General features: G+C 69.8%; 11 protein-coding genes. 3 read left to right on the plus strand and 8 right to left on the minus strand.

The features are described 5' to 3' along the window. Window positions 1–27 precede the first annotated feature (27 nt). Window positions 28–507, plus strand: a complete 480-nt coding sequence (locus tag ON26_RS16515; protein ID WP_051027152.1) for an META domain-containing protein — start codon at window positions 28–30, stop codon at window positions 505–507. A gap of 122 nt (window positions 508–629) precedes the next feature. Here ON26_RS16515 and tpiA read toward each other — a convergent pair whose 3' ends face one another. The 3 genes from tpiA to gap are packed head-to-tail and all read right to left on the minus strand — an operon-like array spanning window position 630 to window position 3,657. Continuing rightward, a complete protein-coding gene (gene tpiA / locus ON26_RS34590; RefSeq protein ID WP_040797049.1) occupies window positions 630–1,415 on the minus strand; it encodes a triose-phosphate isomerase in 786 nt (261 codons plus the stop codon). 3 nt (window positions 1,416–1,418) lie between these two features. Then, complete coding sequence (locus tag ON26_RS34595; protein ID WP_040797050.1) at window positions 1,419–2,633, minus strand: phosphoglycerate kinase; 1,215 nt, start codon at window positions 2,631–2,633, stop codon at window positions 1,419–1,421. Between the two features lie 4 nt (window positions 2,634–2,637). Continuing rightward, on the minus strand, window positions 2,638–3,657 hold the full coding sequence (gene gap, locus ON26_RS16530; protein ID WP_040797051.1) for a type I glyceraldehyde-3-phosphate dehydrogenase: 1,020 nt from the start codon (window positions 3,655–3,657) through the stop codon (window positions 2,638–2,640). 163 nt (window positions 3,658–3,820) lie between these two features. Between gap and ON26_RS16535 the strand changes: the two genes are divergently transcribed. Beyond that, window positions 3,821–4,447: a GNAT family N-acetyltransferase gene (locus tag ON26_RS16535; RefSeq protein ID WP_085999025.1), complete on the plus strand. Its 627-nt coding sequence runs from the start codon at window positions 3,821–3,823 to the stop codon at window positions 4,445–4,447. 76 nt (window positions 4,448–4,523) lie between these two features. Here ON26_RS16535 and whiA read toward each other — a convergent pair whose 3' ends face one another. The 5 genes from whiA to ON26_RS16560 all read right to left on the minus strand — a co-directional run bounded on the left by whiA (window position 4,524) and on the right by ON26_RS16560 (window position 10,239). Beyond that, window positions 4,524–5,507, minus strand: coding sequence for a DNA-binding protein WhiA (gene whiA / locus ON26_RS16540; RefSeq protein WP_040797052.1), 984 nt, complete (start codon window positions 5,505–5,507; stop codon window positions 4,524–4,526). Further along, complete coding sequence (locus tag ON26_RS16545; RefSeq protein ID WP_040797053.1) at window positions 5,498–6,544, minus strand: gluconeogenesis factor YvcK family protein; 1,047 nt, start codon at window positions 6,542–6,544, stop codon at window positions 5,498–5,500. Before ON26_RS16545 ends, whiA begins: the two co-directional genes overlap by 10 nt. Then, the gene (gene rapZ / locus ON26_RS16550; protein ID WP_083884138.1) at window positions 6,541–7,491 is read right to left on the minus strand and encodes an RNase adapter RapZ; all 951 of its coding nucleotides are present in this window, start codon (window positions 7,489–7,491) and stop codon (window positions 6,541–6,543) included. Before rapZ ends, ON26_RS16545 begins: the two co-directional genes overlap by 4 nt. A gap of 116 nt (window positions 7,492–7,607) precedes the next feature. Further along, window positions 7,608–9,686: an excinuclease ABC subunit UvrC gene (uvrC, locus tag ON26_RS16555; RefSeq protein WP_040797054.1), complete on the minus strand. Its 2,079-nt coding sequence runs from the start codon at window positions 9,684–9,686 to the stop codon at window positions 7,608–7,610. 43 nt (window positions 9,687–9,729) lie between these two features. Continuing rightward, the gene (locus ON26_RS16560; RefSeq protein ID WP_040797055.1) at window positions 9,730–10,239 is read right to left on the minus strand and encodes an HAD family hydrolase; all 510 of its coding nucleotides are present in this window, start codon (window positions 10,237–10,239) and stop codon (window positions 9,730–9,732) included. A gap of 129 nt (window positions 10,240–10,368) precedes the next feature. Here ON26_RS16560 and ON26_RS16565 point away from each other — a divergent pair, with 129 nt between their 5' ends. Continuing rightward, window positions 10,369–11,673 carry a bifunctional o-acetylhomoserine/o-acetylserine sulfhydrylase gene (locus tag ON26_RS16565; RefSeq protein ID WP_040797056.1) on the plus strand — a complete coding sequence of 435 codons (1,305 nt, stop codon included), beginning with the start codon at window positions 10,369–10,371 and terminating at the stop codon, window positions 11,671–11,673. Window positions 11,674–11,736 lie beyond the last annotated feature (63 nt).

Here is an 11,736-nt window from a genome sequence, read left to right on the forward strand (position 1 = left end):
CGAGCTTATCGGCGTAGCATCGCGGCCATGTCGGCACCGATGGCACGGATCGCGATAGCGGCGCTCGCCGCGTGCCTGCTCACCGGCTGCGGCGCGGACGCGGACTCCGCGCCGACGGCCGAAACCGACGCCCCCGGCCCGGCGTTGCGCGGCACCACGTGGGTGGTCACCGAGTTGGTGCGGACCGAGGCGGGCGTCGACCGGAACACGCCGGTGGATCAGTCGACCGCGCAGGCGACCCTGTCGATCGCCGAGGACGGAGCGGTGTCCGGGTCGGGCGGCTGCAATCGCCTGATCGGCACCGCCACCGTACGTGACGAGTCGGCGGACGCCGCGACCATCGACTTCCGGCTGGGCTCCACCCGGATGATGTGCGCGCCGGATGCGATGGCCGTCGAGGACGCCGTCCTCGGGGTCCTCGGCGAGGGCACCGACGCGCTGATCTCCGGCGATACGCTGACATTGCGCGCCGGGGACGGCCACGGGCTGGTTCTCGTCGCAAGGTGATACCCGCACGCCTGGCCGGCTCGACGACCACGGCAAAACGAGGCACGCCGCGAAGGGCACGAACAACACCGGCCCGGTATCCCTTGCGCGGGATACCGGGCCGGTTGTCTCTGCTCAGCCGATCAAGGCAGCGGGCCGCCCGCGGCGATGGCCGAGAGGGTGGCGAACTCGTCACCCTTGAGCGAGGCGCCGCCGACCAGCGCGCCGTCGACGTCGGGCTGGGCGACCAGCTCACCGACGTTCTTGGCGTTCACCGAGCCGCCGTAGAGCACACGCACCTGCGCGGCCACCTCGGGCGAGGCCAGCTCTGCCAGTTCGGCGCGGATGGCGCCGCAGACTTCCTGCGCGTCGGCCGCCGAGGCGACCTTGCCGGTGCCGATCGCCCACACCGGTTCGTAGGCGATGACGACCTTCGAGATCTGCTCGGCGGAAAGGCCTTTGAGCGAACCGCGCAGCTGCTCGAGGTTGTACTCGACGTGCGTGCCCGCCTCGCGGACCCCGAGGCCCTCGCCGATGCACACGATCGGGGTGATGCCGTGCTCGAGGGCCTTCTTGGCCTTGCCGAGCACCGTGGCGTCGTCCTCGTTGTGGTACTGACGACGCTCGGAGTGCCCGACCACCACGAAGGTGCAGCCCAGCTTGGCGAGCATGCTCGCGGCGATCTCACCGGTGTAGGCGCCCGATTCGTGCACCGAGACATCCTGCGCACCATAGGTGAGCAGCAGCTTGTCGCCCTCCACCAGGGTCTGCACGCTGCGCAGGTCGACGAACGGCGGGATCACCGCGACGTCGACCTTCTCGAAGTACTTCTCCGGCAGCGCGAAAGCGATCTTCTGCACCAGGGCGATGGCCTCGAGGTGATTGAGGTTCATCTTCCAGTTGCCCGCGATGAGCGGCTTACGTGCCATGGATCAGGCCTCCAGAATGCTGATGCCGGGCAGTTCCTTGCCCTCCAGGTACTCCAGCGACGCGCCGCCGCCGGTGGAGATGTGCGAGAAACCTTCGTCCGGGAGTCCGAGCGCGCGCACGGCCGCGGCCGAGTCGCCACCGCCGACGACGGTGAACGCGCCCTTGCCGGTGGCGGTCACGATCGCCTCGGCGACACCGCGGGTGCCCGCGGCGAACTTCTCGAACTCGAACACACCCATCGGGCCGTTCCAGAACACCGTCTTCGCCTCGGTCAGCAGTGCGGCGAACCGCTTCACCGACTCCGGGCCGATGTCCAGCCCCAGCCAGCCGTCCGGAATCTCGTTGGCCGCGACGACCTTCGACTCCGCATCGGCGGCGAACTTGTCGGCGACCACGACATCGTGCGGCAGGTGGATGACATCGGCGTAGCGCTCGAGCAGCCCCTTGCAGGTGTCGATCATCTCTTCTTGCAGCAGCGAACCGCCGACCGAAAGGCCTTGGGCCGCAAGGAAGGTGAAGCACATGCCGCCGCCGATCACCAGGGTGTCGACCTTGGGGGCCAGTGCCTCGATGACGGCCAGCTTGTCGGAGACCTTCGAGCCGCCGAGCACGACCGCGTACGGCCGCTCGGTGTTCTCCGTCAGCTTGGCCAGCACGTCGACCTCGGCGGCGACCAGCGTGCCCGCGTAGTGCGGGAGCAGCTTGGCCACGTCGTAGACCGAGGCCTGCGCGCGGTGCACGACGCCGAAGCCGTCGGAGACGAACGCGCCGTCCTCGCCGACCAGTTCGACCAGGGCAGCGGCCAGCTTGGCCCGCTCGCCCTCGTCCTTGCTGGTCTCGCGGGGATCGAAGCGCACGTTCTCCAGCAGCAGCACATCGCCGTCGGTGAGGCCCTCCGAGCGCGAGAGCGCGTCGTAGCCCACCACGTCGCCGGCCAGCTGGACGTTGCGTCCGAGCAGTTCGGCCAGCTTCGCCGCGACCGGGGCGAGCGAGAACTTCGGATCCGGCTCGCCCTTGGGACGGCCGAGGTGCGCCGTGACGACGACCTTCGCGCCCGCCTCGACCAGCGCCTTCAGCGTCGGGATCGAGGCGATGATGCGACCGGGATCGGTGATCTGCCCGTTGTCGTCGAGAGGGACGTTCAGGTCGGAGCGCACGAGCACGCCCCGACCCTCGACACCCTCGTTCAGCAGATCCTGGAGTGTCTGAACAGCCATGCGATCAGAGGGACTTCGCGACGAGACCGATGAGGTCGGCCAGGCGGTTGGAGTAGCCCCACTCGTTGTCGTACCAGGACACGACCTTCACCTGGTCGTCGATGACCTTGGTCAGCGGCGCGTCGTAGATCGACGAGTGCGGGTCGGTGACGATGTCGCTCGACACGATCGGGTCGACGTTGTACTTCAGGATGCCCTTGAGCGGGCCCTCGGCGGCGGCCTTCATCGCGGCGTTGATCTCGTCCACGGTGGCGGACTTGGCCAGGTTCGCGGTCAGGTCGGTGACCGAGCCGGTCGGGACCGGGACGCGCAGCGCGTAGCCGTCGAGCTTGCCCTGCAGCTCGGGCAGCACCAGGCCGATGGCCTTGGCGGCGCCGGTGCCGGTGGGCACGATGTTCAGCGCGGCCGCGCGGGCGCGACGCAGGTCGCTGTGCGGGCCGTCCTGCAGGTTCTGATCCTGGGTGTAGGCGTGGATCGTGGTCATCAGGCCCTTGACGATGCCGAACTCGTCGTGCAGGACCTTGGCCAGCGGGCCCAGGCAGTTGGTGGTGCACGAGGCGTTGGAGATGATGTTCTGGCTGCCGTCGTACTTGTCGTCGTTGACGCCCATCACGATGGTGATGTCCTCGCCCTTGGCCGGGGCCGAGATGATGACCTTCTTGGCGCCCGCGGCCAGGTGCCCCTTGGCCTTGGTGGCGTCGGTGAAGATGCCGGTCGACTCGACGACCACGTCGACGCCGAGGTCGCCCCACGGCAGCGCGGCGGGGCCTTCCTTGATCGCCAGCGCCTTGATCCGCTGGTCGCCGACCACGATGGTGTCCTCGCCGTCGAGCGAGACGTCCTTGGGCAGCCGGCCCAGGATCGAGTCGTACTTCAGCAGCGTCGCGAGACTCGCGTTGTCGGTGAGGTCGTTGACCGCGACGATCTCGATGTCGGTGGTGCCCAGCGCCTTCTGCGCCTCCACCGCCCGGAAGAAGTTGCGTCCGATACGGCCGAAGCCGTTGATGCCTACCCGGACAGTCACGTTATCGCTCCTCAGCTTTCAAGCGGATAAATTCCGATGCGCCACCTACCCTAATCGGAGGCACGGACCTCTCCGACACGCGCCTTGGATTCGTGAGCACGCACACCCGCGTCTCAGCTCGGCCGATGCGGAATTTCACTGGCGATGCCGAGGCGGCGGCGGCATGATCGCGGCGGTGAGTACCGACCAGTCGTTCTCGTCCACGGCTTCCGTGCGCGCGGCGACGCCCGCCGACATCCCCGCCGCAGCCCGCACCCTCGCCCGCGCCTTCGCCGACTACCCGTGGACCAGGCACGTGACCGACGAGCGCGACCACGAGCAGCGGGTACTGGCCGGTCAGGAACTGTTCCTCACCCACGTCGGGCTGCCGCACGGACGGGTCTGGGTCACCGACGACTGCGCCGCCGTCGCGGTCTGGACCACCCCGGACGCCGACCTCGGACCGGTCTTCGCCCGACTCGCCCCGCGACTGGCCGAACTGGCCGGGGATCGCGCCGCGGCACAGGATGCCGCCGAAGCGGCGCTCGCACCGCACCGACCGACGGAGCCCGTCTGGTTCCTCGGCACCGTGGGCGTCGACCCCGCTCGCCAGGGCGCCGGGCTCGGCCGCGCCGTGCTCGCACCGGGCATCGCCGCGGCCGAAGCCGCCGGTGTGCCCGCGTTCCTGGAGACCACGGGCGAACGCAATCGCCGCTTCTACGAAAGGCTCGGATTCCGGGTAGTCGCCACCGTGACGATTCCCGACGACGGTCCGACCACCCTGGCCATGCTGCGCGAACCGCGCGCCTGATCGGTTGCCGCTCTCGATCGCTTCCTGCCGGGGCCCGACGGCTCCTGGCCCGGCGCCGCGCCGGGCCGACCGCGACTCAGGCGTCGTCGAGTAGTTCCGCGGTGACCGCCGACTCGGTATCGGGCACGCCGAGTTCCCTGGCACGCCGATCGGCCATCGACAGCAACCGCCGGATCCGCCCGGCCACCGCGTCCTTGGTCATCGGCGGATCGGCGAGCTGACCGAGTTCCTCGAGCGAGGACTGCCGGTGCTCCACGCGCAGCTTGCCCGCCGCGGCCAGATGATCGGGCACCTCGTCGCCGAGGATCTCCAGCGCCCGCTCCACCCTGGCCGCCGCGGCGACCGCGGCGCGCGCCGACCGGCGCAGGTTGGCGTCGTCGAAGTTGGCCAGCCGGTTCGCCGTCGCGCGAACCTCGCGGCGCATCCGGCGTTCCTCCCAGGTCAGCCGGGTGTCCTGGGCGCCCATCCTGGTGAGCAGCGCGCCGATCGCCTCACCGTCGCGCACCACGACCCGGTCGGTGCCGCGCACCTCACGCGCCTTGGCGGTGATACCGAGCCTGCGGGCCGCGCCCACCAGCGCCAGCGCCGCCTCCGGTCCGGGGCAGCTGACCTCCAGCGCCGACGAACGGCCGGGCTCGGTCAGCGAACCGTGCGCGAGGAAGGCCCCACGCCAGGCCGCCTCGGCGTCGGCGATGCTGCCGCCGACCACCTGGGCGGGCAGCCCGCGCACCGGACGGCCGCGCACGTCGAGCAGGCCGGTCTGACGCGCCAGCGCCTCGCCCTCCTTCGACACCCGCACCACATAGCGCGAGGTCTTGCGCAGCCCGCCGACACCGAGCACGTGCACGTCGGATCCGTAGCCGTACAGCTCGAAGATCTCCCGGCGTAGCCGCCGGGCGATGGAACCCATGTCCACCTCGGCCTCGACGATCACCCGGCCGCCCACGATGTGCAGGCCGCCCGCGAAACGCAGCAGAGCCGACAGCTCCGCCTTGCGGGAACTCACCTGCGACACCGAGAGCCTGCTCAGCTCGTCCTTCACCTCGGCTGTCATCGCCACGAGACGCGCTCCTTTCCACCCAACCCGGACCGCACATCCGCGCCCATGTGCCGTCCCTCGACTCGAAGTCCTGCCGGCTGCGGCCGAGGTTGCCGGATCAGCTGATCCAGGGCGGCGGCGAGCTTGCCGGGATGATGCCGATCGGTCCCCGTTTCGGCGACATCCGAGAACGTTACCCGTGCGCGCAGTTGTTCGGCGGCTCTTGCCACATGTTCGCGTTCCCGGCCCGGCGGAACCGAGCCGGAATCCACCAGAACCTCGTCCACGGTGAATTCCGGTGCGTGCTGAGACAATACGTGCAGATGCCGCTCCGCCGAGAATCCCGCGGTCTCACCGGGTTGCGCCGCCAGATTCAGCACCAGGATCTTGTGCGCCCTCGTGTACACCAGCGCGTCACGCAGTTCCGGCACCAGCACGTGCGGAATCACGCTGGTGAACCAGGATCCGGGGCCGAGCACCACCACGTCGGCGTGTTCGATCGCCGAGGTGGCTTCCGGGCCGGCGGGCGGATCCGACGGGATCAGCCGCACCCGGCGTACCTTGCCCGGAGTGGTGGCCACCGCGACCTGGCCGCGGATGCACCGGCTGACACGCGGATCCGATTCCAGCCCTGAGACATCGGCTTCGATGTCCAGCGGGATCGGCGACATGGGCACCACCCGGCCGGTGGAGTTCAGCATCGCGGCGACCTCGTCGAGCGCCGCCACCGGGCTGCCGAGCACCTCGGTCAGACCGGCGAGGATCAGGTTGCCCAGCGAATGCCCGGCCAGCGCGCCCGAACCACCGAAGCGGTGCTGCAGGGTGCGCGCCCAGATGCCGTCCGGCTCACCGGCCAGCGCCGCCAGCGCCATGCGCAGGTCGCCGGGCGGCAGCATCCCCAGTTCGGTACGCAACCGGCCGGAGGAACCGCCGTCGTCGGCCACGGTGACCACCGCGCAGATCCGGCGGGTGAGCCTGCGCACCGCGCTCAGAGTCGCGTACAACCCGTGCCCGCCTCCGAGCGCGACGACAGCGGGGTCGGTCTCCCATTCGGTCATTCGCGCCCCAGGTCCCGATGCACGATCCGGACCTGCTCGGCCGAACCCTCCGCTGTGCCCGCGCTGATCAACTCCCCCAGCGCCTCGGCGATCGCCACGCTGCGATGTCTGCCGCCCGTGCAGCCCACTGCCACGGTCATGTATCGCTTCCCCTCTTGGCGGTAGCCACCCGTCGTCAGATCGACCAGGTGGTGACAGGTGTGCAGGTAGTCCGTCGCGCCCGGGCGCGACAGCACGTACTCACTGACCACAGTCTCCTGTCCCGAGTGTTCCCGCAGTTCCGGTATCCAATGTGGATTGGGTAGAAAACGCACATCCAACACCATGTCGGCGTCGAGCGGAACCCCGTACTTGAAGCCGAAGGACTGCACCGTCAGTTGCAGCGCGACCGGCGCGCCGTTGCCGTAGGCCTCCTCCAGCTTCCGGTGCAGTTGATGGATCGACAGTTCGGTGGTGTCGATGACCAGATCGGCCGCCGCCTTGACCCCCGACAGCCGCCTGCGCTCGGCCGCGATGCCGGAGGACAGGGTGCCGTCGGCGGTCTCGCTCTGCAGCGGATGCCTGCGCCGGGCGAAGCCGAACCGGCGGATGAGCACATCGTCGGACGCCTCCAGGAACAGCACTCTGGAGCGCAGCCCGAGCGCGCGCAGTTCTTCGGTGACCACCGACAGGTCCCCGGTGAAGAAGCGGGAACGCACGTCCATGACCAGGGCGAGCCGGGTGATCGGCGGGTCGGCGGCAGCACCGAGCTCGACCATCCGGCCGATCAGCTCGGGCGGTAGGTTGTCGGCGACGTACCAGCCCAGGTCCTCGAGGACCCGAGCCGCGGTGCCACGCCCCGCGCCGGACAGCCCGGTGACGATGACGACCTCGGCCTGCTGTTCGATCCTGCCCGCGGTCGGCCGGCCTGCCTGGTTCGCGGTGTTGTTCGATTCGACGCGTGTCATGTCCTACCGGGTTCGTGTCAGAGTGCCTCTTTCGATCATCGCGCACCGGAATGGGGATCGGGCGCCGACACTCAACCTACGCGACGACGAATCCGAGCTCCCACGCCGCCGCCGGTCTAGGACTCGCCGTGCAAGGCCGCGAGCACGGCTTTCGCTGTCGCCACGCCGATACCGGGCACCTCGGTGATCTGCTCCACGGTGGCCTCTTTCAGCTTGGCAACCGAACCGAAGTGGGTCACCAGCGCCGTGCGCCGGGCCGAGCCGAGGCCGGGCACCGAATCCAGCGCCGAGGCCGTCATCCGGCGTGAGCGTTTGCTGCGGTGGAAATTGATGGCGAAGCGGTGTGCCTCGTCGCGGATGCGCTGCAGGAGATACAGCGCCTCGCTGTTGCGGGGCAGGATGACCGGATCGGGTTCGCCGGGCACCCATACCTCTTCCAGGCGTTTGGCCAGGCCGATCACCGCGACATCGGTGATGCCCAGTTCGTCGAGCACCTCCGCGGCGGCCGCCACCTGCGGCGCGCCGCCGTCGACGACATAGAGATTGGGCGGATAGGCGAACTTGCGGGGGCGGCCGGTGCGCGGGTCGATGCCTGGGCGCGAGGCCGGCTCCTGTTCGCCGTCGACCAGCGGCACACCGGGGGCGGTGCCGTCGAGTTCGCCGCGCTCGGCTTCGTCGCGTTCCTTGCGCAGCCGGTAGAAGCGGCGGCGGGTCACCTCGGCGATACTGCCGACATCGTCGGAGCGCCCCTCGCCCGCGGCCTCCTTGATCGCGTAGTGGCGGTATTCCGAGGAGCGCGCCAGCCCGTCCTCGAAGACCACCAGCGAGGCGACCACGTCGGTGCCCTGCACATGGCTGATGTCCACGCACTCGATGCGCAGCGGCGCGGAGTCCAGGTCCAGCGCGTCCTGGATATCCTGCAGCGCCGCCGAGCGCGCGGTCAGATCACCGGCGCGCTTGAGCTTGTGCTGTGCCAGCGCTTCTTTCGCATTGCGCTCGACCGTCTCGGCCAAGGCTTTCTTGTCCCCGCGCTGGGGCACCCGCAGCCGCACCGCCGAGCCGCGCAGTGTGCTCAGCCACTCCTGCACCTGCTCGTGGTCGGCGGGCAGCGCGGGCACCAGCACCTCGCGCGGGACGATGGTGGCCGCCTGTTCGGCCGGGTTCTCGGCGGCGTGGGCGACCTGCTCGCCGTAGAACTGGGTGAGGAACTGCTCGACCAGCGCGCCGGTCTCGTCGACCGCGCCCGCCGCCTCGCCCTCGCTCGTCTGCTGCGCGCCGGCGCTTTCCGTGCCGCCGACGGGCAAGTCGACCGCGTCGCCGGACTTGTCCACCACCCAGCCCCGCTGACCGCGCACCCGCCCGTCGCGGACGTGGAAGATCTGCACCGCCACCTCCAATTCGTCGGTGGCGAAAGCGATCACGTCGGCGTCGGTGCCGTCACCGAGCACCACCGCCTGCTTCTCCAGCGCCCGGCGCAGCGCCTGGACGTCGTCGCGCAGCCGGGCGGCGGTCTCGAAGTCCAGTTCGTCGGCCGCGGCGTGCATGCGCCGTTCCAGCTCGCGGACCATGCGGTCGGTACGCCCGGCGAGGAAGTCGCAGAAATCCTCCACGATCGCCCGGTGCTCGTCGGCGTCGACCCGACCCACACACGGCGCCGCGCACTTGTCGATATAACCGAGCAGGCACGGGCGCCCGATCTGGTTGTGGCGCTTGAAGACCCCGTTCGAGCAGGTCCGGGCGGGGAACACCCGCAGCAGCAGATCCAGGGTCTCGCGAATGGCCCAGGCGTGGGCGTAGGGACCGAAGTAGCGCACGCCCTTCTTGCGTGCGCCCCGGTACACGAACAGCCTGGGGTACTCCTCGTTCATGGTGACCGCGAGCACCGGATAGGACTTGTCGTCGCGGTAGCGCACATTGAAGCGCGGATCGAATTCCTTGATCCAGTTGTATTCCAGCTGCAGCGCCTCCACCTCGGTGGAGACGACGGTCCATTCCACGCTCGCCGCGGTGGTCACCATCTGCCTGGTCCGCGGGTGCAGTGAGGCGATGTCGGCGAAGTAGGAGTTCAGCCGAGAGCGCAGGCTCTTGGCCTTGCCGACGTAGATCACCCGGCGGTAGGAGTCCCGGAATTTGTAGACGCCCGGCTCGACGGGGATGGTGCCCGGCGCGGGCCGGTACGTCGCTGGATCTGCCACCTAGCCAGCCTATCGACCGGCTCCGACACCCTCTCCGGCGCGCTCAGCGCGGGACGGCGAGCCCGTGCGCCCGCAGCGCGTCGATCAGGGCGTCGGGTCGCTGCGCGACGGGCAGCGGGTCGACCAGGGCGAAGCGGCAGCCGAGTTCGGCGGCGCCGCCGTCGGTGACGGCGCTGTCGCCCACCATGAGGGCCGTGCCCGGGTGGACGCCGAGCTTGTCCAGCGCCGTGTGGAAGATCAGCGGCTCGGGCTTCCTCGCGCCGACCTCGTGGGCGAGCGCGATCGCGTCGACGTGGGCATCCCAGCCGTGCCTGGCCAGGACCGGCCGCGGGTCGGCGGCCAGATTGCTCACCACGCCGACCGGGATGCCGTGCGCGGCAAGGAAGGCCAGTACCGCGCCGGTGTCCGGATAGGGCGTCCACGCCGCCGGGTCGAGCTGCTCGGCGTCGAACGCGCGACCGTCCGCGCCGACGGGGTCGCCGCTGCCCGAGGAAGGGTCCTCCCAACGGAAGAGCGTGCCGGAGAAGTCGAACAACACCGCTTCGATCGCCACCGGGCCAGCGTACCGATCGCCGTCCGCATCTCACGGCTCCGCGTGTCGCGACACGATCCGGCAACATTTCGGTTCACCGCGAGCGAAACTCTGTGACATATCCGCGAGGGTTCCCTAACGTCTGTGCCCATGACAGTTGATCCGGCCGAGCAGGCCCGCGAGTGGAGCTTCGAAACCAAGCAGATCCATGTCGGCCAGGTGCCCGACGGCACCACCAACGCGCGCGCCCTGCCCATCTACCAGACCACCTCCTACACCTTCCGCGACACCGCGCACGCGGCGGCGCTGTTCGGTCTGGCCGAGCCGGGCAACATCTACACCCGCATCATGAACCCCACCCAGGACGCCGTCGAGCAGCGCATCGCGGCGCTCGAGGGTGGCGTCGCGGCGCTGCTGCTGTCCTCCGGCCAGGCCGCGGAGACCTTCGCGATCCTGAACATCGCCGGCGCCGGTGACCACATCGTCTCCAGCCCCCGGCTGTACGGCGGTACCTACAACCTGTTCCACTACACCCTGCCCAAGCTGGGCATCGAGGTCTCCTTCGTGGAGGACCCCGACAACCTGGAGCAGTGGCGCGCGGCCATCCGCCCGAACACCAAGGCGTTCTACGGCGAGACCATCTCCAACCCGCAGAACCACATCCTCGACATCCCCGGCATCGCCGAAGTGGCGCACGCCGAGGGCATTCCGGTGATCGTGGACAACACCGTCGCCACCCCGTACCTGATCCAGCCGCTGAAGCACGGCGCCGACATCGTGGTGCACTCGGCGACGAAGTACCTCGGCGGCCACGGCGCGGCGATCGCGGGCGTGATCGTCGACGGCGGCGGCTTCGACTGGACCCGGGGCCGCTTCCCCGGCTTCACCGAGCCGGACCCGAGCTACCACGGCGTGAAGTTCGCCGATCTCGGCGCGCCCGCCTACGCGCTCAAGGCCCGCGTGCAACTGCTGCGCGACCTGGGTGCGGCGCTCTCGCCGTTCAACGCCTTCCTCATCAGCCAGGGTCTCGAGACGCTGAGCCTGCGCATCGAGCGGCATGTGCAGAACGCGCAGGCCGTCGCGGAGTTCCTGGCGGCGCGCCCGGAGGTCACCACGGTGTTCTACGCCGGTCTGGAGTCCTCGCCGTGGCACGAGCGCGGCCGTCAGCTGGCGCCCAAGGGCACCGGTGCGGTCATCGGCTTCGAGCTGGCGGGCGGAGTCGACGCGGGCAAGCGCTTCGTGGAGGCGCTGACCCTGCACAGCCATGTCGCCAATATCGGTGACGTGCGCTCGCTGGTCATCCACCCGGCCTCCACCACGCACTCGCAGCTGACCCCCGAGGAGCAGCTGAACGCGGGCGTCACCCCGGGCCTGGTGCGCCTGGCCGTTGGCATCGAGCACATCGACGACATCATCGCCGACCTCGAAACCGGCTTCGCCGCCGTCAATTCCTGACGCTACGCCGACACACCCGAAACGGGCTGCCGCACAACGCGGCAGCCCGTTTCGCGTTTCCCG

This window comes from Nocardia higoensis NBRC 100133, assembly GCF_000308595.1.
GTDB lineage: Bacteria > Actinomycetota > Actinomycetes > Mycobacteriales > Mycobacteriaceae > Nocardia > Nocardia higoensis.

Excerpts from the sequence above, each read along its gene's own strand:
- ON26_RS16515 (WP_051027152.1), top strand. The coding sequence starts at position 28 with ATGTCGGCACCGATGGCACGGATCGCGATAGCGGCGCTCGCCGCGTGC.
- tpiA (WP_040797049.1), bottom strand. The coding sequence starts at position 1,415 with ATGGCACGTAAGCCGCTCATCGCGGGCAACTGGAAGATGAACCTCAAT.
- ON26_RS34595 (WP_040797050.1), bottom strand. The coding sequence starts at position 2,633 with ATGGCTGTTCAGACACTCCAGGATCTGCTGAACGAGGGTGTCGAGGGT.
- ON26_RS16535 (WP_085999025.1), top strand. The coding sequence starts at position 3,821 with ATGATCGCGGCGGTGAGTACCGACCAGTCGTTCTCGTCCACGGCTTCC.
- ON26_RS16545 (WP_040797053.1), bottom strand. The coding sequence starts at position 6,544 with ATGACCGAATGGGAGACCGACCCCGCTGTCGTCGCGCTCGGAGGCGGG.
- rapZ (WP_083884138.1), bottom strand. The coding sequence starts at position 7,491 with ATGACACGCGTCGAATCGAACAACACCGCGAACCAGGCAGGCCGGCCG.
- ON26_RS16565 (WP_040797056.1), top strand. The coding sequence starts at position 10,369 with ATGACAGTTGATCCGGCCGAGCAGGCCCGCGAGTGGAGCTTCGAAACC.